This window comes from Pseudomonas sp. H2_A10, from assembly GCF_054680085.1.
Genome location: NZ_CP162821.1, coordinates 4,358,340 through 4,383,413 on the forward strand (window position 1 = coordinate 4,358,340; position 25,074 = coordinate 4,383,413).

A 25,074-nucleotide genomic window follows, 5' to 3' on the forward strand; every position below is an offset into this window, starting at 1 on the left:
GCAACCTCAATGCCCGCTCAGCGCAATCGGCGCCGGATGAGCCAGGCCGCCACGGCATTTGAGCACCCGCACTTGGGCAGGCCTGGCTTCGACGGTCAGGCGCAGGGCGGCGGGAGATGAGTTGACTGCCTCGCTGATGGATCGCCAGGCAAACGCCAGGGTCTGCCCGGTTTCCGCCGCCACCTGCAAACGCCGCAACGCGCGATCATCGGCCTTGCGCGGCCAACACAACACCGCGCCGCAACTGCCGGAGCGCAGGCATTGCTCCACCGCCCACAACGCGTCGCGCTCCTCGGCCTGCACCACCGAGAGTTGGCGTAAATCGACCCCGGCGTTCTGCCAGGCGTGGGGGTACGGCGTATACGGCGGGGCCACCAGCACAATGCGTTCTCCCGCCGTGGATAAGCGCGCCAGGGTCGGCAGCACCAGTTGCAATTCGCCGATACCTTCATTGGCCAGCAGGATTTCACTCAGGGCCGACTCAGGCCAGCCGCCGCTTGGCAGCACCGCATCCAGCGCCGTAAGCCCGGTAGGATGCACACTGGCCGGCGGCGCGGCGGGCCGGCCTTTCCAGACGCGGCCGCCATTGAACAGCGTATCCAGTGCAACCACGGCGCCCATCAACCTTGCCTCACCAGGCCGCAGAACACCCCTTCAATGGCCAAGTCCTGGTCAGGCCCCACCACAATGGGTTGATACGCGGGGTTGCGCGGCAACAGACGCACGCTGTCGCCATTGCGTTCGAAACGCTTGATGGTGACTTCACCGTCCAGGCGCGCCACCACGATCTGCCCGGTCAGGGCCTCGGCACTGCGGCGTACACCCACCAGGTCGCCGTCGAGAATGCCGTCTTCGATCATCGAATCGCCCTGTACCCGCAGCAGGTAATCCGGCGTTTTCGCGAAGGTAGCGGGGTCCAGTTGCAGGCGGCTGTGTACGTCGGCATCGGCGCCAATCGGCCGGCCAGCGGCGACACGCCCGAGTACCGGCACATCCAGCCATTCGGGACGGGCGGGTTGATTGAGCAGGCGAATACCACGGGCCTGATTGGGGTTGACCTCGATAAAACCGGCTTCGGTCAGCGCCACCACGTGTTTACGCGCGACGCTGCGCGAGGCAAAGCCGAACGCTTCGGCAATCTCGGCGAGGCTGGGGGGCTGGCCTTGCTGCGCGATACGGTCGCGGATAAAGGTCAGGATGGCGGTACGGCGGGGGGTCAGGTTCGTCATGGAGTACATTTGTACTCCTGTAGGAGTTTTCTTACAATAGCCGGTAGTCGCGTAGCAGGGAACGTAAGGCGCAGGTCCTCAACTCCACGCCACCACCAATAACCCTGCCCCCAACACCAGGCACAACGGCGAATAAAACCACGTATCCAGCCGCGCAAACCGCGACCCACTGACCTTCTTGAAAAAACCCACCAACTCCGAATCCCCAATTGCCCTGGCAAACATCACTACGGCAATCGCGCTGATCCCCCACTGCAACGCCCGATGGGACACCGGCGAAAAGTACAACCCGGCACGCAGGCACACCAACAGTGCAATCGCCACCAACCCCATCGCCACCAAAAAGGTGCCCAGTGCCGAAGGTTTGAACGCCGGGCGTGGCCCGCTGGCGAATTCACCGGGAAGTTGGGGGATGGCGGCGAGGCTGCCGAGTTTGCCGCCGGCGGCCCAATACAAGTGGACCATGCTGATGCAGGTAAAAATGCCGACAATCCACCGTGCGACGACGAAGCTCATGACTGGCTCTCCCTGGAAAAGTGCGAAAAAGCATAGTCGCCCTGAGATTTTTTGCAGGCATTTCGTCGGCGGCTGATGGTAAAGTGCCGCCCCATGAAAATCGCCCGTGCCGATCGCTCGCTCATTGCCTGGATGCTGTATTGCTGCGTCCTGTTCAATGTGTTCGCCTGCAGTATCGGTCACGGGCAGATGGTGGGGATGCAACTCAATGGGATTGGCGGTCAGTTCTGTACCGTAGACCCGCGCACCCAGGCCCCCAAGCCGACCCACTCCACCGGTGAGAACCTGCCCACGCTGTCCAAGGCGTTCGGTTGCCCGCTGTGTTCCACCGGCGGCATGGGGCCCGCGCTCAGTTCCAGCCTGAATGTGGCGGTGTTGCCGCAACCTCACGCCCCACCACCGGCCATCGTTCTGGCTGCTGACATCCCTGCCCGCTTCACCTGGCCCACGGCTAACCCGCGCGCGCCGCCCGCTTTCGCCTGATACCTGCGCTTTTTGATCTGCACTGACCTGCGTTTCCGTAAGGAAGTACGTACGGCTGTGCGTTGTTTTCAAGCCACGTTTTTCAGGATTCAACCATGAAGCATTTACCCCTGTTGGCAGGCCTGTTCGGCTGCCTGCCTGTCTGCGCCTGGGCGCTCGAACTGGCCCCGACCACCATCGATGGCCAACCAACGCCCGAGCCCGGCCTGGCCCTGGACCAACCCAGCGGCGTGGCGTCGCGGTTGGGGCTAAGCGTGCGGGAGACCCCGGCGTCGGTAGCCATCGCCAACCGCAATGATATCGAACGCCATGGCGCCAAGACCTTCCGCGATGCGGCCAACACCCTGCCCGGCGTCAACGCCAGCGCGCCGCCGGGGTTTGGCGGTTTTGTGTCCTATCGCGGGTTTACCAGCAGCCAGATCACCCAGATGTTCAACGGCATCAACGTCGCCACCGGCCTGGCACGGCCGGTGGATGCCTGGATCTATGATCGGGTGGAACTGGTGGGCGGCCCCTCCTCCCTGATCAACGGCGCCGGCGCCGTCGGTGGCTCGCTCAACTATGTGACCAAGCTGGCCACCCGCGAGGAACAGGCCGCCGAGGGCCAACTGACCTATGGCAGCTACGACACCGCCGGCATGGCCTTCGGCGTCAACCATGCGCTCACCGAGCCGAGCGCCGAGGTGCAGCATTACGCGCGCCTGGATGTGAGCCGCAACACCAACCACAGTTATATCGACCGTGACCAGCGCGACGCCTGGAGCCTGGCGTTTTCCTTACTCAGCGACCTCACACCCAGCCTGTCCCACACGCTGGCCTTGGAGTATCAGGATGAGCATGAAGACAGTCCTTACTGGGGCACGCCGGTGCTCAACCCCAAGGCTGGCGAATTGAAGATCGACACGCACAACCGGTTCAACAACTACAACGTCGCCGATGGCCGCTACGAGCAGCGAACACTGTGGGCGCGCTCGATCATCGACTACCGGATCAACGACAGCACCACGCTGAAAAACACCCTCTACCATCTCGACAGCCAGCGCGATTATCGCAACCTGGAAACCTACCAGTACACCGCCGATAACCGTGCGGTGAACCGCTCGACTGCCTACCAGGTGCGCCATCAAGGTGAACAGAACGGCAACCAGTTCGAACTGCGCCATGACGCCAGCTTGCTGGGGCTGGCGACCACCTGGTCCGGCGGTTTTGAGTACAAGGTCAACAGCACCACCAACAGCCCATTGAATGTATCCGGCAAAAGCACGGTGGACCCAAACCACTACAACCCTGGCAATTTTTATGACATACCGGGCACCCGGCCGGGATTCGTAAGGGACAAGACCAACGCGGTGACCACCCAAGCGCTGTTTGTGGAAAACCGGCTGGGCCTTAGCGACAAACTATCCCTGCTCACTGGCCTGCGTTACGACGCTATCGACCTGGATGTCACCAACCACCGCGTGGTCACGGCGAGCAACCCCCGCCACTTCAAGCGCAGTTGGGAACCGGTGACCGGCCGCGCCGGCCTGACGTACCAGTTCATGCCATCCGCCAACGTGTACGTGCAATACAGCACCGCCGCCGAGCAGCCCACTACCACCACACAAGTATTTGATGTATCGACCGGCAAACAGTGGGAAGTGGGCAGCAAGTTCGACTACCTGGACGGTCGTGGCTCCGCCACCGTCGCGGCCTATCGGATCGAGCGCAAGGACTTTGCCGTGACCGATCCGCTGGACCCGACCAACAGCATCCCGGTCGGCGCGCAGTCGTCCAAGGGTATCGAGGTGGCCAGTTCGCTGCGTATCACTCCAGCGCTTCTGGCAGAGGGCAACTTCGCCTGGGTAGACGCCGAATACGATGAGTTCAACGAGAAGATCGCCAGCGGCGCTGTGGTCTCACGCAAGGGCAACACGCCAACCAACGTACCCAAGCGTGTAGGCAACCTGTGGCTGACTTATGATTTTGCCGATGACTGGCAAGGCGGGGTGGATACGCGGTATGTGGCCCAAGTGTATGCCGACAACGCCAATACGCTGACCGTACCGGCCTACACCCTGTTCGGCAGCTTCCTGCGCTACAAGGTGGACTCGCACACCTCGGTGACCGGTCGGGTACGCAACCTGACTAACGCGGTGTACGCCGAGTTTGCCCATGTGTCGCCGGCTTACTATTTGGGATCGCCAAGAACGTTCGAGGTGGCCGTACACACCCGGTTCTAAGCCCGGCAATACCCTCCGAACGCGGGAGCAGGCTTGCTTGCTCCCGCACTTTTGAGGACCACTCGAAAGCAAGAACGGGGGTTATTTCAGACTCGCTTCAACCTTCCCCGCCACCTCCTCGGTCAACCATGCCTTCCACACCTCAGGGTGTTCTTTCATAAACACCTGGGCCACCTCGCGTGGCGCCGTGTGATTCTCGCTCATGGTCGCCAAGGCTTTATTCAATGGTTCGATCGGAAACTCGACCTTTTCAAAGAATGCCGCGATCTGAGGGTGTTCTTTCTGGAACGGCGTGGACACGCCGATACTCAACCTGGATGCCAACGACCGCGTCGGCTTTGGATCAGGATTATCCGCATCCGTCAGGGTTTTCCAGGCCTCGGCGTCGAACGGTGGTTCCTCCAGCTGGATCAGTTTGTAGCGCCCCATCAAAGGCGTAGGCGACCAGTAGTAGAACAAGACCGGTTTGCCCCGGCGTATCGACGAGGCGATCTCGGCATCCAGTGCCGCGCCGGAACCGCTGCGGAAATTCACGTAGCTGTCGTCCAGGCCATACGCCTTGAGTTTCTGTTTGTTGACCACTTCCGAGGTCCAGCCGATGGGGCTGTTGAGAAAGCGCCCTTTACCGGGGGACTCCGGGTCTTTGAACACGTCCTTGTAACGCGCCAGGTCCTTCACGCTTTTAAGCTCCGGCGCCAGCGGCTTGAGCCCTTTGGCGGGGTCGCCCTTGACCACGTACTCCGGCACCCACCAACCTTCGGTCGCGCCTTTGACCGTATCGCCCAGGCCCACCACCTTGCCTTCGGCCTCTGCCTTGACCCACACCGGGCTGCGGCCGGCCCACTCTTCGCCGATCACCTGGATGTCATTCTTGGCCAGGGCGGTTTCCAGGGTGATGGTGGTGCCGGGCAAGGTGTCGGTGGGCAGGTCATAACCCTTCTCGACAATCACTCGCAGTATTTCGGTGATCAGGCTGCCGCTTTCCCAGTTCAGGTCGGCAAAGTGCACCGGTGCCTGTGCGGCACAAACCGGCAGCGAAGCCATGGACAGGCTCAGGGTCGTCAGCGACGCGGCCAACAGCGTTCTCAATCCTTTCATGCCCTTGCACCTCGCGATATCGCAGCAGATAGCGGACGGCTTTGCTGCTTATGCGCGAAGCCTCTGAGTAGTTAAGTCAACTCAACTGTAGTAGAGGTTCCGGGAGATAGGAGATGTTCGCAGGATGTGCGGATTATTCACTGGCCTTGAACGTGACCAATTCACCCTTGCGCCACTTGGCGGCCTTGCCGGTCACGGCCTTGAGGGTTTTGGTCAGGCCTTCCTGCAATTGTTCGTTGGCGGCAAACACCAGCATCACACTGTGGCCTTCCTTGAACACGATGCCCTGGCCTTCGGCCGAAGAAACAAAGGCGTAGTCGCCCAGGCCATACACCGTCAATTTGATATCGCGAAACTTGAGTTCGAACTTGCCACCTTCGCGACTGGGTAATACCGCTGCGCGGAAATGGTCGCCTACTTTGAGTTCCAGGCGGGGTTTGTCATCCACCACCATCGCCGCTTCGGTATCGATTTCAGCGATGTAGATGCCTTCCGGCGTCTGCTCAGTGATGTAGACGAAACGGGATTGAAACTGCTTGACCAACTTTGCGCGCAAATCACCCAGCACGAACAACGCGTGCATATCCAGATTACTGACTGCCAAGGAAACGCCCCCACATCGAAAAGAGCGCCGTCCGCCAAAGGCGGGCAGCACAAAAAAACGGCCATTTCGGCACGGTTACACACATTTTTTGAAAAAAACTGAAGAAGATCCCGCTGCCCTGCCAGAGGCAGGTACAGGCGTACACGACAAGCCTCACGCGAGGTCATCCTGCGCCACAGGAAATCACAGGTTCAATAGCCAGAGAATACCGGTCGACCCGCTTCAGAGAATAACCCTATTAAAAACGCAGTTTCCGACAGCTCATACAATTGAAAACACGAGCGCTGGAACCAGGTGCCACCCGCCGACGACAATACTAAAACAGCTACGGGGGTCAAAACCACCCGTAACGCTGCTGGTGTATCAACAAGATCGATCGACAGGAGCTGACCATGCAACGACGTCACTACGACGCTACGTCTTCCCGCACTCGTTCATCATGTCAGGAAGAACGGCAATACTACTGCTTGCACAGCGTCAAGGGGTACTCCAATTCAATTCTTTACCAAGTGGTACCCGCCGGGCGCAACTTCTTTCATATCCTTGAAGTGACCAGCGGCAGAATCAAAGGCTTTCGCAGTGACCACATCCAGGCCTGCGAACTGGCCAAGCAGTTGGAAACCAGCCTGCACGGTGCAATCGTTTCGTCACCTGGATGACTTTACTGCGCCGTCGCCCCTCAACAACTGCCATACTGGCCCGTCGATTGAAACTTGCCCCGTGCGGGTCAGGTTTCATCAGTGCAGTTGATTACCTCGAAGGGAAGGCGATACGTGACGGAATTTGATATTGGCGAATTTTTCATCCATGGCGACGCAAGGGAAGTAGACGGTGAGTTTCAAGCGGTGATCGTGATGCGTGCCAAGCCGCCGCTGACTGCCGTCACCCTGCATCAGGTTGAAAAAGACCGCTGGTTCAAGACCCTGGACACCGCCGCTGCCGCCGGAAAAGAATCCGCCCTGGCACTCAAGACGGCCGTGGATTCAGGCGCATTGACTTCCTGACAATCCGATCGAACTCCTGCGCGGCACAGCTCTCCCATGCATAACGATGCTCAGCCTGCAGGGAGAAACCCATGGATACGACTAGCCCAACGCTGCAAACCTTGTTCGAACAACTGGGCCTGGATTCAAGCCAGGAAGCCATCGAACGATTCACGGCAGAGCACCGCCTGCCAGACGATATAAAGCTGATCGATGCGCCGTTCTGGAGCGAGCAACAGGCCGCTTTCCTCAGGGAGCAGTTGCATGTCGACGCAGAATGGGCGCCGGCCGTGGACGACCTCAACGCCCTGCTGCACGAACCTCCCCAGGCCTGACGCTCTTCGCGGCTTGCGGCTTATACCCCAGGCGCAAGCCGCCCCAATGCCGCCCCTTGACCATGATCGGCACCGACAAGTCGTGCATCAACTCGCCGGTATCGCGGGTGTAGGTCTGCAATAACACGGCTTGTTGATGGCTGCCGCAGCGAATCCCGGTACGGTCGTCAAACTTGCGCTTGGTGCGGTTCTGTACCGCATCGACCTGGGCGTCGCCGGTCAAGGCCTGGGAAAACGCATTATTGTGCGTGGGCACATAGCCCTGCTGTGTGCAGGCGATGGCAAACACCAGCCCCTCATGACGCGGCAACAACGCTTCCTGGATCGCCGGCAGGACCTGATCGGTGTAGCCGTCAAATCGTGTGTGGTACTTGCTCGGACGGGTGTTGGGAATGGGCGTGTAAGTGCGGTCGAACAAATCGTCCAGGCTGATGCGATTTTGCTGCACATCGGCCTCCATTTGTGCCGCTATGCGGCTGGCGCCCTCACGCGCCAAGTCGTAGACGCGCTGGTGATAGTCATCCAGCCCGACTTCCGCCAGGCGCTCGCTGATGGTTTCGGCCTGCCCTTCCATTTGCACCGCGGCATCGGCCAGTTGCCGGGTTTGCTGGTCGCTCACGTCCAGATCGCTGCGCATCTGCTCCACGGCATGGAACAGGCTGTCGAGTTGGGTGCGGTTGGTATCGGTGCCCAGGGCGATCTCATTGACTTGCCCTTCCACATCCGCCGCCAGGCTGGCGATGCTGTGCAGCTGTTCGCCGGCGCGTTCCACCTGCTCGACGCCAGTGTTCAGGTCCGCTGACAACTGGCGAATCTGCTCCACCACCTGGGCCGTGCGCTGCTGGATATCCGCGACCATCACCCCGACTTCATCGGTGGCCGTGGCCGTGCGGCCGGCCAGCCCGCGAACTTCGTCGGCCACCACGGCGAAGCCCCGCCCGTGCTCCCCGGCGCGCGCCGCCTCAATGGCGGCGTTAAGCGCCAGCAGGTTGGTCTGGCTGGCGATGGACTGAATCACCAGGGTCACGCGCTGGATTTCTTCGCTGCGCTGGCTCAAGGCCTCGATCAGCTCGCGACTGGCATTGGCGCGCTGGCTGAGCTGGTGCATGCGGGTGATCGACTGGGCCAGCACCTCACGGCCTTCGGTACTGCGCTGATGGGCCTGGCTGGCGGCGCCCAGGGCGTCGCGGCTCAATTGCGAGGTGACCTGCTCGGTGCTGATCATCACTTCGGCGCTGCTGACAATCTGCTTGGCCGCACTGAGTTGGGACTGTACGCGGGCGGCCAACTGCTTGACCGAATAGGCCACGCCGGCAGCAGACAGTGCGTTATGGCTGGTGGTGTAGGACAGGTCGCGGGTCAGGTCGCCAATCGCATCGTTGGCCGCGGATTGGGCCATGGCCGGCTTGGAATGTTTAAGGCGCGGTAGCCAGATCACCAGTACGGCCAAAGGCAGGCAGAGGTAAAGCGGCAGGTTGGCAAATGCCAGGCCCAGCAATACCAGCACCAGGGCGGTGCTCTGCATAAGCGGCGTGAGCCAACCGGGCAAACCGCGCACCACCGGTTGCGGTGGCACTGCTGCGCCCATCAGAGTTCCGTCTCCAGCCATCGTCGTTACCCCGCTGCTTGTCGTTATTGTCTCTGCATTAAACGCCACTACCAGGCCATTATCCATGGGCCTTTAGTGGGGTAGCGTGCAATAGATCAATAGACGGGAGGAGTAACGGGTCTTTCTCTGGGGGACCGCTTGAACAATCCCCCAGTTTCACCGCATCAGGCTTGGCGCTGGTGCTTGTCGATCTGCTCGTGGCGCTCTTGGGCTTCGATGCAGTACTTGGTGGTAGGGCTGATCAGCAGGCGCTTGAGGCCGATAGGCTCGCCGCTGTCATCGCACCAGCCAAAGGAATCTTCCTTGATGCGTTCCAGTGCCCGCTCAAGCTGCGGCAGCATGCGCTGGTCGCGGTCGATGGCGTTGACCAGCCAGGTGCGCTCTTCTTCCACGGAAGCGGCGTCGGCCGGGTCAGCCGGGGTATCCAGGCTTTCAATGGCGATACGGTTCTGTTCAATGCGCTCGTGGTGTTCCACTTTCATGTCTTGCAGCAACTTCTCAAAAAAAGCGTGCTGTTCGGCATTCATGTAGTCATCCGCCGGCATGGCCAGCAACTTTTCCTTTGTCATTGATTTCTCTATAAAAAATACGTGCATTAAGGCGAATAAGGGAGCGTTCCGGTCGACCTTTGCAGGCCTCGGAAGGGCGCCATCCATTCCAAGCGCCACCCGGCACTCAATTTACGAGGGGCGGCAGTCTAAGGCCGACTTGAGGGCGCAGCAACTGAAAAGACAGGCATTTTTACCGATACAACCCCAAAAGGCACCAGGACGGGCTTGGCGAACGGTTATCGGAGTGCGTTTATAGCAAGAAATTCAGTCTTGTGGAGCTATATAGAAGACAAACGGTTGAAACAGACGGTTGATGATCCATTGTGGGAGGGGCTTGCCCCCTCCCACATGGAGTTGTGTTGCCCTTTAAGCCGTATCAGCGCTTGAGCTTGCGCTTGTTGCGGTATTGGTCGATGACGACGGCCACCACGATGATCAAGCCCTTGATGATGTCCTGGATATACGCGTCCACACCGACAAAGGTAAACCCACTGGCCATCACGCCCAGGATCAGTGCGCCGATCACCGTGCCGGTGATACGCCCTACCCCGCCCGCCAGGCTGGTGCCGCCGATCACTGCCGCCGCAATCGCATCCAGCTCATAAGACATCCCCATGCCTGCCTGGCCGGTGGCGGCGCGGGCCGAGGCCACCACGCCAGCCAGGCTCGCCAGAAGACCGGCGATGCTGTAGACGATGATCAAGTGGCGCTTGACATTGATCCCCGAAGTCCGCGCCGCCTGCATGTTGCCGCCGATGGCGTAGGTGTACTTGCCGTACTTGGTGTAGCGCAGGGCGATATGGAAGATCACCGCCACCACCAGGAAGATGATCACCGGCATCGCGCCATGGCCGATGGCGGTGTACGAATCCGAGAGCATGCTCACCGGCTGGCCTTCGGTGTAATAACGCGCCAGGCCACGGGCCGAGACCATCATGCCCAGGGTCGCAATAAAGGGAGGAATACCGGTGACGGCGATGATACTGCCGTTGATCGCCCCGGCCAGCAACCCCACCCCCAGGCCCATGGCGACCGGGATCCAGACCGGCAAGTCCGTCAGGCTGGGGAATACCGCCCGGGAAAAATCGGAAGTCTGCGCCAAACTCGCGGCAATCATCGCCGACAGCGCCAGCACCGAGCCGGACGACAAGTCGATCCCCGTGGTAATGATCACTTGGGTCACGCCAATGGCCAGCAGGCCGATGATCGACACTTGCAGAATCATCAGCACCAGGCGCTGGGAATTCATCAAAAAGCTCTGGTCCCGCACAATCCAGCCGAACATCTCAAACACCAGGCCGATGCCGATCAGCACCAGGAAGATGCTCAGCTCGGTAGGCAATCGCCGCCGGTGCTTGACCGGTACCGTGGCAGGCTTGTTGTCTGTTATTGCGTTCATAGCCAATCACCTTCTTATTCTGTGGCGCGGGCCAACCGCAGGCCCGCGCGGCTGCTCGTCAGTGGACCGCGGTCATACCGGAGGCCAACTGCATGACTTTTTCCTGGGTCGCATCCGCGCGGTCCAGGGTGCCCATCAGTTCGCCTTCGTGCATCACCATCACCCGATCGCTCATGCCCAGCACTTCGGGCAGCTCCGAGGAAATCATGATCACCGCCATGCCTTCGCTGGCGAGGAACGAGATCAAGCGATAGATCTCGGCCTTGGCCCCCACATCGATGCCCCGGGTGGGTTCATCCAGGATCAACAACCGTGGGTTGGTCATCAGCCAACGGGCGAGCAAGGCTTTCTGTTGGTTGCCGCCCGACAGGGTGTCGATGCACTGTTCCAGGGACGGGGTTTTCACCCGCAGCTTCTTGCACATGTCTTCGCACAGCGCGCGCAGGGCTTTCTGCTGGATAAAGCCATTGCCTGAATAGTGCGACAGCACCGCCATCTCCATGTTTTCCAGCACCGACAGGCAGGGGAACAGGCCACTGAGCTTGCGGTCTTCGGTCAACAGCGCAAAACCTTTTTCAATAGCCATGTGCGGGTCGCTGATGCGTACCGCCTGGCCATCCAGGGTGATCTGGCCACCGTCGCTTGGGGTAATGCCGAACAGGGTCTCCGCCACGTTGGTGCGGCCCGAGCCCATCAACCCGGCGATGCCGAGGATCTCGCCGGCGTGCAGGTCGAACGACACGTCCTTGAACACTCCGTCCAGGCGCAGGTCGCGCACCGACAGCAGCAAGTCGCCAATCGGAGTCTCACGCACCGGGAACAACTGGCTCAGTTCACGGCCCACCATCATCGAGATCAGGCTGTCACTGTTCATGCTGTCGGCGCGTTGCAGGCCGATGTACTGGCCGTCACGGAACACCGCCACTTCATCGGCGATGGCGAACACTTCGTTCATTTTGTGGGTGATGTAGACGATCCCTTTGCCCTGGGACTTGAGGTCGGCAATGATCGAAAAGAGGTGGGCGACTTCCTTCTCGGTAATCGCCGATGTGGGCTCATCCATGATCAGGATGTCGGAGTCGTAGGACACCGCCTTGGCAATCTCGACCATCTGCCGCTCGGCGATGCTCAGGTTGCCCACCTGCTCTTCCGGGTCGAGGTTGATGCGCAGGCGCGCCAGCAACTCGGCGGTGCAGCGGTGCATTTCGCGATGGTTGACCATGTGCAGGCTGTTGAGCTGCTCGCGGCCGATCCAGATATTCTCGGCGATGCTCATGTGCGGCATCAGGTTGAGTTCCTGGTGGATCATGGCGATCCCGGCCTTTTGCGCCGCCAGCGGTGTTTCAAACACGATCGGCTTGCCGCGCAGGCGGATTTCACCGGCGTCGGGCTGGTAGATGCCGGCGATGATTTTCATCAAGGTCGACTTGCCCGCGCCGTTCTCCCCCATCAGCGCCAGCACGGTGCCGGGGCGCACGCGCAGTTGCACATCGGCCAGGGCCACGACGCCGGGAAAGCCTTTGCTGATATTGACGATTTCCAGCAGGTAGGGTTCTTCCAGCGGCAACGGCTGGATACCGGGAGGCTGCGAGACAGCGGCTTGAGCGAGCATAAAGAAGTACTCCATCGGCAAGGCGGGCACGACCGCCCTGCCGTTTCGTTGTTGTTATGTCAGGGCTACTTGAACTTGGCGACGTTGTCCGGCGTGATCAGTTGGAACGGGATGATCACGTTCTGCTCGATGGGTTCGTTCTTGGCCATCTTGCGCGCCGTTTCGACCGACTTGTCCGCCTGGCCCTTGGCATCCTGGAACGCCGACACCGTCATGTCGCCCTTGGTGATCGCGTTGAGGCCATCCGGCGTGCCGTCGACACCCGCGATCAGCACGCCTTTCTTGCCTGCCGATTTCAGCGCCATGGACGCGCCAATCGCCATTTCATCGTTATTGGCCAGCACCGCGTCGAAATCGCGGCCTTGAGTCAACCAGTCATTGACCAAGGTCATGCCCCTGTCACGCAACCAGATGCCGGTCTGTTCCTGCTCGATCTTGATGCCTGGGTACTTGGTCAGGACCTCCTTCACGCCCTTGGTGCGGTTGGTGGTGGAATTGTTCGCCAGGTCACCCAACAGAATCACGACGTTGCCCTTGCCGCCGAGTTTTTCGGCGATGTATTGCATTTGCAACTTGCCGGCCTCGATGTCATCGGACACCACCGCCGCGACGCCTGGGGCGAGCGTCGCGCTGTCAGGACGGCGGTTGACGAACACCAGCGGAATTTTTGCAGCGGTAGCGGCCTTGATAATGTTCGCCGTAGAGGCGGTGTCCACCGGGTTGACGATGATGGCGTCGACTTTCTGGCTGATAAAATTCTCGACCTGGCTCAGTTGCTTGACCACATCGGCGCGGGCGTCTTCGAACTGCAACTGCACGCCGTCACCTTTTGGATAGGACTTGGCTTGCTTGTCCATGTCTTCGCGCAGGTAGGTTAGGAACGTGTCATCGAAGGCGGACATGCTCACGCCTATCTTCAGGTCGGCAGCCGAGGCAACACCGCTGGCCAGGAGCATGGACAGGGCCAGCGCGGTAAAACGGATCGGGGTCTTCATGAACGGTCTGTCTCCAGTTTCTTGTTGGTTTTGTGGACGTTGCGTTTATCAGAGGTTGCGTTTATCAGCGCTCGGCGGGCAGTCGCACGACCGGTGCGCCGGGAATGCAGCAGACCAGCGCGCCGTGGTTTTCGACGCACAGCACATTAAGGAAGGAGAAGTAGAACGGCCGGGCGCGGGGCAGAGCGCGGGGCGTTTGGGCGGGGCGTAAAACTCGCAGTACAGCGTTGAAGATTTTCATCTGACGGTACCTGGTTGTTTTTGATCTTGTTTTTGTTGAGTCGCCGGGGATCGGGCCCAGACGTACTTTATGCAACCTGGAAAAGACTTTATTGGAAAATAATTTCCATATCAACTTGTTTTAGAATTTAATTCTATTTTTGTTGAAACCACCTGCTGGCGCTCGGCGCTCAGGCGTGCGGCGTCCAATATACGGGTGGTTTCCAGGGCGTCATAGGCGCTCACGGGCAACACGCCCTGCCCTTGCACAGCGGCTTGCAACTGGCGATAGAACTGCGTCCAGCAACCTTTCTCCGACGGCACCCGCTCGCGCTCCCCGCCGTGTTCGAACCAGCCCCAACGGCGATGCTCTTCAGCGCCCCAGTGCTCGCCTTCGGTTTTCGGTGATTTGCCGGCCATCAGCGCTTCTTCCTGACCGTCGAGCCCCTCCACGGTGTAACAGCCCGCACTGCCACTGACGCGAAAACGCGGGGCCTGGCTGTTTTGCAGGGCATTGCCCCACAGGTGGGAAATCACCCCGTTGGCGTGGGTCAGGGACACGAAAAAACCGTGGTCGACGCTGGGGTGTTCGGCCGTGTAGTGCAACTGCGCGAACACCCGGTCCACCGGGCCGAACAATTGCAGCGCCTGGTCCACCAGGTGGCTGCCCAAATCGCGCAGCCAGCCACCGCCGCTGGCGTTGCCCACCGCTTGCGGGCTGTAGCGTTCCACCCGCGACTCAAACCGGGTAATGGTGCCCAGGGCACCGGCGTCGATGAGCTTGCGCAGGGTCAGGTAATCCGAGTCCCAACGCCGGTTCTGGTAGACGCTCAGCAACACTTCATGGCGCTCGGCGGCAATGATCAGTGCACGGGCCTGTTCGGCGTTGGCGGCGAAGGGTTTGTCGCTGACCACCGCCAGGCCATGTTCGATGGCTTCCAGCACCAGCGCCGGGCGGCCTTTGAGAGTGGTAGAGATAACGAGGGCGTCGACCCCGGCTTCGACGATCTGGCCGATGCAGTCGAAGGCTTGGAGGCCGGGGTGGTCGGTATTCAACTGTTGGCGGCGCTCGGGGGAACGGGTGACGACGCCAACAAACGTGGCGCCGGGCAGTGTTGCAATCAGCGGCGCATGAAAAAAGCGCCCTCCATGGCCGTAGCCGACTAGTCCGATTCGCATGAACTCACTCCTTCTTAGAAGTGGAAACCGAGTCAAATGTGGGAGGGGGCTTGCCCCCGATAACAGTGTGTCAGTCAAAAAAAATTTATCTGACCCACCGCCATCGGAGGCAAGCCCCCTCCCACACCGACTGCATTCCACCTGTGGATTTGCGATCAGCCGTAGAAGTGCGGGCGATCCGGCAGGCTGATCTTGACGATCTGCTCACTGCCCTGCGCCTGGATACACGCATCCGCCGCCACCGCCGCCGCGAAACCATCCCACGCCGACGGCCCACCGACCTGGCCAGCGCGCACGCTGTCGATGAACGCCTGCAACTCCACGTCATACGCGCCGATGAACCGGTCTTTCCAATCCATCAGAATCGCATTGGACAACTTCGCGCCGCTGCGCAGTTGCACCTGGGAAGGCTCCGGCAATTTGGCGATACCGGTCTCCCCCACCACTTCGCACTGGATGTCATAGCCGTATTGGCAGTTCACGAACACTTCCACGTCGATACGCGTGCCCTTGGCGGTCTCCAGCAGCACGATCTGCGGGTCGCGCAAGTGCGCCAACGCCTTGCTGGTCTTGCGCGGAAACACCACTTGCACGGAAACGTAGTCGTCGTTGAGCAACCAACGCAGTACGTCCAGCTCGTGGATCAAGGTGTCGGTGATCGCCATGTCGGTCTTGTAGTTCTCACCTACCGTCGGGTTGCGGTGGGCGCAGTGCAGCATCAACGGCTCGCCGATCTGGCCGCTGTCGATCACCGCCTTGAGGGCGCGATAGCCTTCGTCATACGGACGCATGAAGCCCACTTGCACCAGGCGCTTGCCGTGGGCCACTTCGGCGTCGACGATCCGGCGGCAGCCTTCGGCAGTCACCGCCAGGGGTTTTTCACAGAACACCGGTTTGCCGGCGGCGATGGCGGCGAGTACGAATTCTTCATGGCTGGGACCCCAGGAGGTCACCAGGATGGCTTCAACCTGTGGCGAGTTGATCAGCGCATGGCCGTCCGGGTACACCTCGGCGCCCAGTTTCAAATCCGCGACCACCTTGGCCGCTTGCTCAAGGTTGATGTCGGTCACCGCCACCACCTGGCTATTGAGCAGGGTCTGGCTGCAACGACGAATATGGTCACGGCCGATGGCACCGGTACCGATCACTCCAAGCTTCAACGACATACAAACACTCCTCTTGTTATTAGTACTGCCGGGCCTTCGCCAGGTGTTCATTGAGTTTTTTTGCAGCGGCATTCGTGCGTTCGCTGGTGGACACCTGCGCCACGCCCACCCGCCACCACGACAGGTAGCCGTGGACCATGGTTTTGGGCAGGACCTTGATGTCGATCAGGGTCGAGACCGTTTGCGTGCGCGCATCGGCCAGCGCGGCCTGGAGTTGCTCGACGCTGCTGACCTTGTAGGTCTTGCAGCCATAAGCCGCCGCGCTCATGGCGAAATCCACCGGCACCAGGCCGCCGTCGAGCTTGCCGCTCTCGGGGTTGCGGTAGCGGAACTCGGTGCCGAAGCTGTCCATGCCGTTACCGATCTGCAGGTTGTTGATGCAACCGAAGGCCATGTTGTCCAGCAGCACCACGTTGATCTTGCGGCGCTCCTGGATCGAGGTGGCCAGCTCGGAATGCAACATCATGTAGGAGCCATCGCCGACCAGCGCATACACCTCCTTGGTTGGTTCGGCCAGCTTCACGCCGAGGGCGGCGTTGATCTCGTAGCCCATGCACGAGTAGCCGTATTCGACGTGATAGGTGTTCACGCCTTTGCTGCGCCAGGCGCGCTGCAGGTCGCCGGGCAGGCTGCCGGCGGCGGCGACGATGATCGCATCGTCGGCCAGGCTGTCGTTGAGCACGCCGAGCACCCGGCTCTGGGTCAGGCAGGAACCGGTCAGCTCGATAAATTCACGCAGTACCGCACGGTCCAGGTGGTCGTCGACTTCCGGCACGAAGGCATCGCCCGAGTACTCCACCTGATGCACACGGTCCACTTCGGCATCCAGTTGCGCCTTGGCGTCACGCACCTGTTCACCCCAACCGGAGCGGTAATCGCCCAGGGCGTCGGCCAGCGCGTCGAGGGCAACTCTGGCATCACCCAGCACCTGTACGCCGTCGAGTTTCAACGCATCGCAGGGGCTGATATTCAGGTTGAGGAACTTGACCTCGGCATGCTTGAACAGCGACTTGGACGAGGTGGTGAAGTCGGTGTAGCGGGTGCCGATGCCGATGATCAGATCCGCCTCGGGCGCCAACAGGTTGGCCGCCAGGCAGCCGGTTTCGCCAATGCCGCCGACGTTAAGCGGGTGGCTGGACACCAGCGCGCTTTTACCCGCTTGAGTCTCGGCGAACGGAATATCAAAGCGCTCGGCGAAGGCTTGCAGCGCGGCATTCGCGCCGGCGTACTTGACCCCGCCACCGCAGATGATCAGCGGTTTGCGCTTGCCGCGAAAAGCCGCCAACGCATCGCCGATCATCGCCGCGCTGGGCGGGCGCCGGTCAATACGGTGCACGCGCTTTTGCAGGAAGTAATCCGGGTAGTCCCAGGCTTCGGCCTGCACATCCTGGGGCAGCGCCAAGGTCACGGCGCCGGTTTCCGCCGGGTCGGTCAACACACGCATGGCATGGATCGCGGCGCTCATCAGTTGCTCGGGACGGTTGATGCGGTCCCAGTACTTGCTCACCGAGCGAAATGCATCGTTGGTGCTGATGCTCAAGTCGTGGAACTGCTCGATCTGTTGCAGCACCGGGTCGGGCTGGCGACTGGCGTACACATCGCCGGGCAGCAACAGCAACGGAATACGGTTGGCGGTGGCGGTCGCCGCGGCGGTGAGCATATTCGCCGCGCCGGGGCCGACCGATGCGGTGCACGCGTAGATCTTGCGGCGCAAATGCTGCTTGGCAAAACCGATGGCGGCATGGGCCATGCCCTGCTCGTTGCGGCCCTGATGCACCACCAGGTCGCCACTGTCCTGCTCCAGCGCCTGGCCCAGGCCCAGCACGTTGCCGTGGCCGAAAATCGTGAACACCCCGGCGACAAACTTGCTCTGTACGCCATCGACTTCGACGTATTGGTTATCCAGAAACTTCACCAGGGCCTGGGCCATGGTCAGTCGGGTTGTGGTCATGTCGCCCCCCTTAACGTTTTTGCAGGTGGGCAATGCTTGCGCCCAAGGCCTGCTGGATATCCGCCAACTCATGCACACTTTTCGCGAACGGCTCGAACGACAGGTAGCCGCTGTAGCCGGTGCTGAGCAAGGTGTCGATCTGTGCGGCATTGCCAAGAATATCGCCCTCGCCCACCAGTACGCGGTGGCCGTCACGGATCGAGTTGAGCGGCGCCTGGGCATCTTCCACGCCGGAGATATGGACCAGGCCGGTCAGTTGCGGGAAGAACTCCTGCTCGCCGGCCAAGTGATGGTGGAACGTGTCATGGACCAGGCGGAACACGTCCAGGCCACCGATGGACTGGATCGCGTCCACCGCCACGCGTTTGCGGCGCATCGAACATTCTTCGAACCCCAGGGGCTCGACGAAACCCAGAAGCCCATACTCGCGCAGGATCGGCGCCAGCTCGCTCAAGGCGGTGCGCAAACCGGCGGCGCGCTGCGCCTCATTGCGCGTGTCGCCGGGCTCATTGAACGGGCACATCACCAGGCCTTGGGCACCGCATTCACGGGCATAGGTGGCCAGCTCGATCGCCTGGGCGCGGCGTTCGTCGTTCCAGACGTCAAAGGGGTACAGCGCGTTGATCGACAGCACCGTAATGCCCTGCGCCGCGCATAACTCACGCACGCGGCTGGCGGGCGTGCCGTATTCGATTTGACGGTCTGCGAGGTCATTGCGGATCTCGATGGCGTCGCACTTGAGCGCAACCGCCAAGCCGATGAAGTCCGGCAGGGACAGGTTGGGCGCGACCATGCGGTTAAGGGCAAAACGTAGAGGCGACTTCATTGTTGTTGTTCTCCGTCCAAAACCGCTTAAAGGTCCAGCAGCCAGCTGTGCTGCGGGTCGTTGTGAAAGTGCCAGGCACGCTTGGGGCCGGCCATGACGTTGAGGTAATAAGATTCGTAGCCATACGGCACGCTGACCGGGTGATAACCCTTGGGCACCACCACCAGGTCGCTGTTTTCCACCGCCATGGCCTGGTCGATGCTGCGATCGTCGGTGTACACCCGCTGGAACACGAAGCCCTGGGGCGGGTTGACCTGGTGGTAGTAGGTCTCTTCCAGGAAGCTCTGGTGCGGCAGGTCGTCGGTGTCGTGCTTGTGCGGCGGGTAGCTCGATGAATGCCCCGACGGCGTGCGCACTTCCACCACCAGCAGCGAATGGGCCGGCTCGCTGTCGGGCAGGATGTCGCACACATAACGCGTGTTGGCGCCTTTGCCGCGCACACTGCGCTTGCAGTCTTGGGGGCGGATCAGGCGTGGTTCGTAACCCTGCGTACCGGGCGCGGCGCACACCGCAATCTGCACGTCGCTCAAGGCGGTAACCTGGGCCGAGGTGCCAGGCGGCAGGTAGGCGGCGAACGGCGACTTGTCTTCAAATACCGACTGGCGATCACCGAGGTTCTGCCAGTTGAACCCTTCGCCTTCGATATTCACCCGGCCGCTGAGCAGTACCAGGCACAGCTCCTTGTCGCCGGCGCTGACCGGCAGCGTTTCGCCCAGGCTCAAGCGGTAGGCACTGAAACCGACGTACTCAAGGCGCCCTTGTTCCAGGGCAACCATGGTCTGCCCGCGTTTGCTGCTTTTAACCAACAAGCTCATGGTTGGGTCCTCTCATTGAGCAGAGCGCGCAAGGTGTCGTAACCCTTTTTCGCGTAGATATAGCTGGGCGCCACGGCCGGGTCCTGCTCGGCTTCCACCACCAGCCAACCCTTGTATCGCGCGGCCAGCAGCACATCGAGCAGCTCGGCAAAGTCGATATCGCCATCGCCGGGCACCGTGAAGGTGCCGTTGACGATGCAATCGGGGAAGCTCCACATCTGGTTGCGCGCCAGTTGCACCACGGGCTTGCGCACGTCCTTGAAATGCACGTGGCAGACGCGCTCGATATGCGTGCGCAGCACTTGGAGAGGCTCGCCGCCGCCCATGTAGCAGTGGCCCGAGTCGAACAACAGACCGACTTCCGGCCCCGTTCGCCGCATCAGTTGGTCGATGTCTTCGGGGGACTCGACGTAGGCCCCCATATGGTGGTGGTACGCCAGGCGCACGCCCTGGGACAGGGTAAAGCGCGCCAGTTCCGTGAGCTTGTCGGCGTAGTCCTGCCAGGCCTGCTCGCTGTGAAAACGCGGGCGTTCGATCAGGCGAATGCGCGAGCCCTGGATCGAATCGGCCACCTCGCCGTACACCAGCACCGTGGCGCCGTTGTGTTTGAGTAACTCGACATGGCCGGCAATCGCGTCGATTTCCTCGGCCACCGAACGCCGCGCCAGGCGGCTGGAATACCAGCCGGAGACCAGCGCCAGGTCATAGGGGCGCAGTACCTCGCTCACGCCCTTGGCATCCTTGGGGAACTTGCCGTTGAGTTCAAAACCTTCGTAGCCGATCTCCTTGCCTTCGCTCAAGGCGGTGCTCAGCGGCGTTTCACCACCCAGGGCCGGCAGGTCGTCGTTGCTCCAGGAGATCGGGTTGATGCCAATTCGGATTGCGGGCATGGCTGCACCTTTTTGTTGTTTTACCTGAGATCGCTTGGATCTGCTTTATGTGGGAGGGGGCTTGCTCCCTCCCACATTTGATTGCATTGCACCTGTAGAGCGGTGTTCAGCCTCGGGCACTGCGCCAGGCGTTGATAAGCTGTTCGAACGTGGCCTGCACCTGCTGGACCAGGGTTTCATCATCGATCTGCCCCGCCATCCACGCCTTGCTCGGCTCCTGGAAGATCGTGCGACCCACGGCAAACCCTCGGCAGGTAGTGCTCAGGCGTGCTTGCCGAAAGCCGTCGGCCAAGCATTCCGGCGAGGCGTTGAGCCCCAGCAGCACCACGCCACGGCAATACGGGTCGCGCTCGTTGATCAGCGCATCGAGTCGTGTCCACTCCTCGGCCGTCTGCGCTTCGATCTTCCACCACGCCGGGTAGATGCCCAGGTTGTACAAGCGCTTGAGGCTGCGGTAGAGCACGTCCGGGTAGGTGGACGGATGATCCTTGGGCGGGATGACTTCCAGCAGCAGTTCATGACCGCTGACCACAGAGGCGTCGTACACCGCCTTGAGTTGCGCCTCCTGTTCCAGGCGCAGCATGGGCTCGTCGTCGGGATGGTATTGCACCAGGCACTTGATGATCTGCTCCTGGGGCCAGGCGATCAGATTGCTGCCAATCGAACGGCCGTGCTCGAAGGCCAGCGGGCGCGAGTTCTGAACCTCAACCGGGCGCGCGACCCACCAGCCGCGACCGCTGGCGGCGTTGAGCGCGTCCTGGCCGAAGCGCTGGTCGGCCAACAGGCCCACGTCGGCGTCAACGCCCTGCTCGGCGAGCTTGTGTTGCACACGTTCGATGGCCTGGATAAACAGCTGCTTGATATCGCTGATACGCGCCGGGTCCTGGCCGCCGCGTTGCGCCAGGTCGACCAATTGCCAGCGGTGGTCAAACGCGAAGATGAACAGTTGCTTCCAGGCCTTGCGCGGCACGCTGACGCGATGCAGTCGCTGCAGGGTCACGTCCTGGTCGGGCCGGGTGATCGGCACCGGGCTGTTGAACAGATAATCCAGCTCGGCCGGGGTTGGCATCGCCGGGGCGCAGGCGTGGCGCGACACCACCAGGCCACCGCAGGCGTTGGCCAGTTGGCTGCAACGCTCATCGCTGGCGTCGTTGAGCCAACCACTGAGAAAGCCCGACATGAACGCATCACCTGCGCCCAGCACGTTAAGCACCTCCACGCGTACACCGGGGTAGATCGCGCCGTCTTCCAGGCGCGCAGGAATCGCCCCGTGAATCACCGTGCAGCCCTGCGGGTCGAGCTTGACGACCAACGTAGCCGGGGTGATTTCGCGCACGGTACGCAGCGCGGTGAGCAGGTCTTCACTGCCGCCGGCGATCAGGAATTCTTCTTCGGTGCCCACGATCAAGTCGAAACGCGGCAGGATCTTCTGCACATGCGCGCTGACCGTCTGGTCGGCGACAAAACGGGTTTCACCGTCGGCCTTGCCCGCCAAGCCCCACAGCACCGGGCGGTAGTCGATGTCCAGCACGCGCTTGACGTTGTGTTTGGCGGCGTAGTCCAGGGCCTGGATGCTGGCCTTGTACACGCTGTCGGTAGAAAAATGCGTGCCGGTGATCAGCAGCGCTTTGCTGGAGGCGATAAAGGCTTCGCTGATGTCCTCGGCGCGCAGGGCCATGTCGGCGCAGTTTTCGCGGTAAAACACCAAGGGGAAGGTTTCGCGGTCCTTGAGGCCCAGCAACACCAGGGCGGTGAGGCGTTCCGGGTCGACCTTGATGCCGCTGACGTCGCAACCTTCGCGGGCCAGGGATTCCACCAGGAAACGCCCCATATGGTCGTCGCCCACACGGCTGAGCATCGCCGACTTGAGCCCCAGCCGCGCGGTGCCGAAGGCGATATTGGCGGACGACCCGCCGAGGTACTTGGCGAAGCTGGACACGTCCTCAAGCCGCGCACCCACTTGCTGTGCGTAGAGGTCGACGCCCAGGCGCCCGAGGCAAATCAGATCCAATTGACGCCCACTGGCAAAACGAGTCTGGCCCATGCTGGCTCCTGTTATTTTTATCAGCCTGCGTTGTGCCGCCGTGGCGACGGCAAACGCTCTTGGTGGGAGCAGACTAGAACGTTCAGCGACGCCAATCAATATTTATTCCAGAATTATTTTTAGTGGAATATTTTTTCCAATAAGCCGGCATAATGGCACGCCAGCCGCCGTGCATCGTTTCAGCAGGCCACGGGGGCCGTGATGCCGGGGTATTTTTTTGCGCCTACCCTGTAGACTTGCGCCACCCATCAGCGCATCAGACGAACACGCCAGAAGGATTGCCCATGTCCCGCACCGATCCCGAGACCACCCTGGAAGCCCCCCTCGCCAGCCCTCCGATCAATGCCGAACGCCTGTTGCAGCTGATCACCGACGAATACGAAAGCCTGCCCCGCCAACTCAAGCGCATCGCCAGCTACATGAGCCAACAAAGCGACCGGATCATGGTCGACCGCATCAGCGACATCGCCCGCGAATGCGAAGTACACCCCTCGGCCATCGTGCGGTTTTCCCAGCGATTCGGGTTCAGCGGGTTCAGCGAGATGCAGGCACTGTTTCGCGAGGCCTACACCCACAAGACCACGCCGGTGCAGAACTACCAGCAACGCATCCGCAGCATGATCGCCAATAAATCCCAGAAGGCCAGCGGCGGCGACCTGGCGCGCGAATGCGTCAACGCCACGCTGTCGGGCATCGAGCGCCTGGGGCTGGAACTGGATGACGTGGCGTTCGACAAGGCCGTGGACCTGGTGGTCAACGCCGACAATATCTATGTGGTTGGTGTGCGCCGCTCCTTTGCGGTAGCGGACTACCTGGTCTACAACCTGCAGCACACCAACAAACGCATTCACCTGATCTCTGGGCTGGGCGGCAGCTACCGCGAACAGATGCGCAGCGTGCGCGCCAATGACCTGGTGATTGCCATCAGCTTCACGCCCTACGGCAAAGAAACCCAGCACTGCCTGCGCATCGCCCAGCATCACCAGGCCAAGACCCTGATCATCACCGACAGCAACCTGTCGCCCCTGGCCAAGCGGGCGAATGCGGTGCTGTTGGTGAACGAAGGCTCGTCGTTTGCCTTCCGCTCGTTGAGCGCCACCCTGTGCCTGTGCCAGGCGTTATTTATTGCGGTGGCGTACCGGTTGGAGTTGAAGGTGGATGAGATCCACGAGCAAGTCGGGTTCGACGACTGACTAAATGGACCGCGCGGGGCTCGGGGTCAGTGCATGAAGATCGCGATCAGGATGATCACCGGGATCGGCACGCCGAGGAACCACAGAAGTAATGAACGCATGATGCTCTCCTTGAATGAATGGGCCTTGAATTAACGAACGTAGGTTTCGGTATCGACGTACACCACCGCATCGCGACGACGACCGCCGAAGGTGGCAGCGAAGCTGGCGAAGAATGCACCGATCAACAAGGCGATGAACATCCACAGCGCGGTCCAGGCCGCGACTTTGGCGGCGGTGTCGGCGGCCTGTTTGGCTTTGAGCTTGGCGTCTTCGACGGCTTTACGGGCGTCGCCGTAGACCTTGTCGATACGCGCTTCGGCGTCGGCCTGGCTGAGGTTGGTGCGTTGGCTGATCAACTGCGCCAGGTAGGCGCGGTCTTCAGCGGCGAGTTGGCCATCGTTGCTCAGGGTGCGCGCAAAGATCCGCGCGACCACGCCATGGGCGGCGTCATCGCTGACGGCCACGGGGCGATCATCGCGGAACAAGCTGTCGACGTAATAACCGAAGTCGTCGCCCTTCACGCCCTGCGTCGCAGTACCGGCGGCCTGGGCCGCACCCGAGGCCACGCTGGCCCCGGCTTGCACGCCGCCGCCGACCACACTGCTGACCGAGCCGACCACCAGGGTCGCCGTCACCAGCGTGGCCACCGCCCAGGCCAGGAAACCATGGGCGGTGTCGCGAAAATACACCTCATCGCCATGCATATTGGCCCACTTCACGCGCAAGCGGCCGGCGATGTAACCGCCCAGCCCGGACGCCACGATCTGGGTAAACGCCAGCCAAACAATGGTGGAAATGCCCAGCCCCTTGGCGCTGATACCGCTGCCGGCCCACGGCGATACCGCCGAAAAGCCCAGGCCGAAGCCCAGCAATACCAGGATCAGGGACAATGCGGCCGCCGCAGCGGCCCCGGCAAAAATCGCCCCCCAGGAAACCCCGGAGCGCGTGCTCGATTCTTGCAGCATGGATGAGGATGTGATCATTGTTGTTGTGCTCCTGACAGAAAAAGGGTGTTACCCACTCCAAATTGCAGGCGCCGTGCCAGTCGACAAATAAAACAAAACCTTTATATTTCAACCACCTAACTAAATTGAACTTACCCGAACCATGCAA

Annotated in this window: 25 protein-coding genes; 6 read left to right on the forward strand and 19 right to left on the reverse strand. The window is 61.2% G+C overall.

Going from position 1 to position 25,074, the window contains the following annotated elements; genetic code table 11:
• Positions 1 to 6 precede the first annotated feature (6 nt).
• From imuA to AB4O23_RS20410, 3 genes are all read right to left on the reverse strand, one after another.
• Complete coding sequence (gene imuA / locus AB4O23_RS20400; RefSeq protein WP_065878320.1) at positions 7 to 621, reverse strand: translesion DNA synthesis-associated protein ImuA; 615 nt, start codon at positions 619 to 621, stop codon at positions 7 to 9.
• On the reverse strand, positions 621 to 1,238 hold the full coding sequence (lexA, locus tag AB4O23_RS20405; protein ID WP_017528018.1) for a transcriptional repressor LexA: 618 nt from the start codon (positions 1,236 to 1,238) through the stop codon (positions 621 to 623). Before lexA ends, imuA begins: the two co-directional genes overlap by 1 nt.
• A gap of 69 nt (positions 1,239 to 1,307) precedes the next feature.
• Positions 1,308 to 1,745: a DUF3995 domain-containing protein gene (locus tag AB4O23_RS20410; RefSeq protein ID WP_017530336.1), complete on the reverse strand. Its 438-nt coding sequence runs from the start codon at positions 1,743 to 1,745 to the stop codon at positions 1,308 to 1,310.
• 93 nt (positions 1,746 to 1,838) lie between these two features.
• On the opposite strand from AB4O23_RS20410, the gene AB4O23_RS20415 reads away from it, so the two are divergent.
• Together AB4O23_RS20415 and AB4O23_RS20420 are read left to right on the forward strand one after the other, a co-directional pair.
• Positions 1,839 to 2,228 carry a DUF2946 domain-containing protein gene (locus AB4O23_RS20415; protein ID WP_017530335.1) on the forward strand — a complete coding sequence of 130 codons (390 nt, stop codon included), beginning with the start codon at positions 1,839 to 1,841 and terminating at the stop codon, positions 2,226 to 2,228.
• Between the two features lie 95 nt (positions 2,229 to 2,323).
• Complete coding sequence (locus AB4O23_RS20420) at positions 2,324 to 4,450, forward strand: TonB-dependent receptor (protein WP_020379922.1); 2,127 nt, start codon at positions 2,324 to 2,326, stop codon at positions 4,448 to 4,450.
• Positions 4,451 to 4,531: 81 nt separating this feature from the next.
• On the opposite strand, the gene AB4O23_RS20425 is transcribed toward AB4O23_RS20420, so the two are convergent.
• Positions 4,532 to 5,548, reverse strand: coding sequence for an ABC transporter substrate-binding protein (locus AB4O23_RS20425; RefSeq protein ID WP_017530333.1), 1,017 nt, complete (start codon positions 5,546 to 5,548; stop codon positions 4,532 to 4,534).
• 133 nt (positions 5,549 to 5,681) lie between these two features.
• A complete protein-coding gene (locus AB4O23_RS20430) occupies positions 5,682 to 6,131 on the reverse strand; it encodes a hypothetical protein (protein WP_050554011.1) in 450 nt (149 codons plus the stop codon).
• A gap of 413 nt (positions 6,132 to 6,544) precedes the next feature.
• Between AB4O23_RS20430 and AB4O23_RS20435 the strand changes: the two genes are divergently transcribed.
• From AB4O23_RS20435 to AB4O23_RS20445, 3 genes are all read left to right on the forward strand, one after another.
• Complete coding sequence (locus AB4O23_RS20435; protein ID WP_026067460.1) at positions 6,545 to 6,811, forward strand: hypothetical protein; 267 nt, start codon at positions 6,545 to 6,547, stop codon at positions 6,809 to 6,811.
• A gap of 114 nt (positions 6,812 to 6,925) precedes the next feature.
• On the forward strand, positions 6,926 to 7,156 hold the full coding sequence (locus AB4O23_RS20440) for a hypothetical protein (RefSeq protein WP_026067459.1): 231 nt from the start codon (positions 6,926 to 6,928) through the stop codon (positions 7,154 to 7,156).
• Between the two features lie 71 nt (positions 7,157 to 7,227).
• Positions 7,228 to 7,470 carry a DUF2789 domain-containing protein gene (locus AB4O23_RS20445; protein WP_017530330.1) on the forward strand — a complete coding sequence of 81 codons (243 nt, stop codon included), beginning with the start codon at positions 7,228 to 7,230 and terminating at the stop codon, positions 7,468 to 7,470.
• Here the strand turns inward: AB4O23_RS20445 and AB4O23_RS20450 are convergent.
• The 13 genes from AB4O23_RS20450 to AB4O23_RS20510 form a co-directional block, all read right to left on the reverse strand.
• Entirely contained in the window at positions 7,436 to 9,145 is a 1,710-nt protein-coding gene (locus AB4O23_RS20450) for a methyl-accepting chemotaxis protein (protein ID WP_460060369.1), read from the reverse strand. The genes AB4O23_RS20445 and AB4O23_RS20450 overlap by 35 nt on opposite strands.
• 98 nt (positions 9,146 to 9,243) lie before the next feature.
• Positions 9,244 to 9,648 carry a TraR/DksA family transcriptional regulator gene (locus AB4O23_RS20455; RefSeq protein WP_003191666.1) on the reverse strand — a complete coding sequence of 135 codons (405 nt, stop codon included), beginning with the start codon at positions 9,646 to 9,648 and terminating at the stop codon, positions 9,244 to 9,246.
• Positions 9,649 to 10,006: 358 nt separating this feature from the next.
• Entirely contained in the window at positions 10,007 to 11,029 is a 1,023-nt protein-coding gene (locus AB4O23_RS20460; protein ID WP_460146897.1) for an ABC transporter permease, read from the reverse strand.
• Between the two features lie 58 nt (positions 11,030 to 11,087).
• Positions 11,088 to 12,641: a sugar ABC transporter ATP-binding protein gene (locus AB4O23_RS20465; RefSeq protein ID WP_026067457.1), complete on the reverse strand. Its 1,554-nt coding sequence runs from the start codon at positions 12,639 to 12,641 to the stop codon at positions 11,088 to 11,090.
• A 65-nt stretch (positions 12,642 to 12,706) separates the two neighbouring features.
• Positions 12,707 to 13,636, reverse strand: a complete 930-nt coding sequence (locus tag AB4O23_RS20470) for a sugar ABC transporter substrate-binding protein (protein ID WP_017530326.1) — start codon at positions 13,634 to 13,636, stop codon at positions 12,707 to 12,709.
• 64 nt (positions 13,637 to 13,700) lie between these two features.
• Positions 13,701 to 13,877, reverse strand: coding sequence for a hypothetical protein (locus AB4O23_RS20475; RefSeq protein WP_175404205.1), 177 nt, complete (start codon positions 13,875 to 13,877; stop codon positions 13,701 to 13,703).
• Between the two features lie 110 nt (positions 13,878 to 13,987).
• Positions 13,988 to 15,034 (reverse strand): Gfo/Idh/MocA family protein, encoded by a 1,047-nt coding sequence (locus tag AB4O23_RS20480; protein ID WP_068934752.1) that lies wholly within the window; start codon positions 15,032 to 15,034, stop codon positions 13,988 to 13,990.
• 155 nt (positions 15,035 to 15,189) lie between these two features.
• Positions 15,190 to 16,200: a bifunctional inositol 2-dehydrogenase/D-chiro-inositol 1-dehydrogenase gene (locus AB4O23_RS20485; protein WP_017530324.1), complete on the reverse strand. Its 1,011-nt coding sequence runs from the start codon at positions 16,198 to 16,200 to the stop codon at positions 15,190 to 15,192.
• 19 nt (positions 16,201 to 16,219) lie between these two features.
• A complete protein-coding gene (gene iolD, locus AB4O23_RS20490) occupies positions 16,220 to 18,151 on the reverse strand; it encodes a 3D-(3,5/4)-trihydroxycyclohexane-1,2-dione acylhydrolase (decyclizing) (RefSeq protein ID WP_017530323.1) in 1,932 nt (643 codons plus the stop codon).
• A gap of 10 nt (positions 18,152 to 18,161) precedes the next feature.
• Positions 18,162 to 18,977 carry a TIM barrel protein gene (locus AB4O23_RS20495; protein WP_017530322.1) on the reverse strand — a complete coding sequence of 272 codons (816 nt, stop codon included), beginning with the start codon at positions 18,975 to 18,977 and terminating at the stop codon, positions 18,162 to 18,164.
• 26 nt (positions 18,978 to 19,003) lie between these two features.
• The gene (gene iolB / locus AB4O23_RS20500; protein WP_017530321.1) at positions 19,004 to 19,792 is read right to left on the reverse strand and encodes a 5-deoxy-glucuronate isomerase; all 789 of its coding nucleotides are present in this window, start codon (positions 19,790 to 19,792) and stop codon (positions 19,004 to 19,006) included.
• Positions 19,789 to 20,682: a myo-inosose-2 dehydratase gene (gene iolE, locus AB4O23_RS20505; RefSeq protein WP_017530320.1), complete on the reverse strand. Its 894-nt coding sequence runs from the start codon at positions 20,680 to 20,682 to the stop codon at positions 19,789 to 19,791. The genes iolB and iolE overlap by 4 nt, the downstream gene beginning before the upstream one ends.
• A 106-nt stretch (positions 20,683 to 20,788) precedes the next feature.
• Entirely contained in the window at positions 20,789 to 22,726 is a 1,938-nt protein-coding gene (locus tag AB4O23_RS20510) for a bifunctional 5-dehydro-2-deoxygluconokinase/5-dehydro-2-deoxyphosphogluconate aldolase (RefSeq protein ID WP_460060373.1), read from the reverse strand.
• 284 nt (positions 22,727 to 23,010) lie between these two features.
• Between AB4O23_RS20510 and AB4O23_RS20515 the strand changes: the two genes are divergently transcribed.
• Positions 23,011 to 23,919, forward strand: coding sequence for a MurR/RpiR family transcriptional regulator (locus AB4O23_RS20515; RefSeq protein ID WP_017530318.1), 909 nt, complete (start codon positions 23,011 to 23,013; stop codon positions 23,917 to 23,919).
• Between the two features lie 131 nt (positions 23,920 to 24,050).
• Here the strand turns inward: AB4O23_RS20515 and AB4O23_RS20520 are convergent, their stop codons facing one another.
• The gene (locus AB4O23_RS20520; protein WP_017530316.1) at positions 24,051 to 24,944 is read right to left on the reverse strand and encodes a hypothetical protein; all 894 of its coding nucleotides are present in this window, start codon (positions 24,942 to 24,944) and stop codon (positions 24,051 to 24,053) included.
• Positions 24,945 to 25,074: the final 130 nt, after the last annotated feature.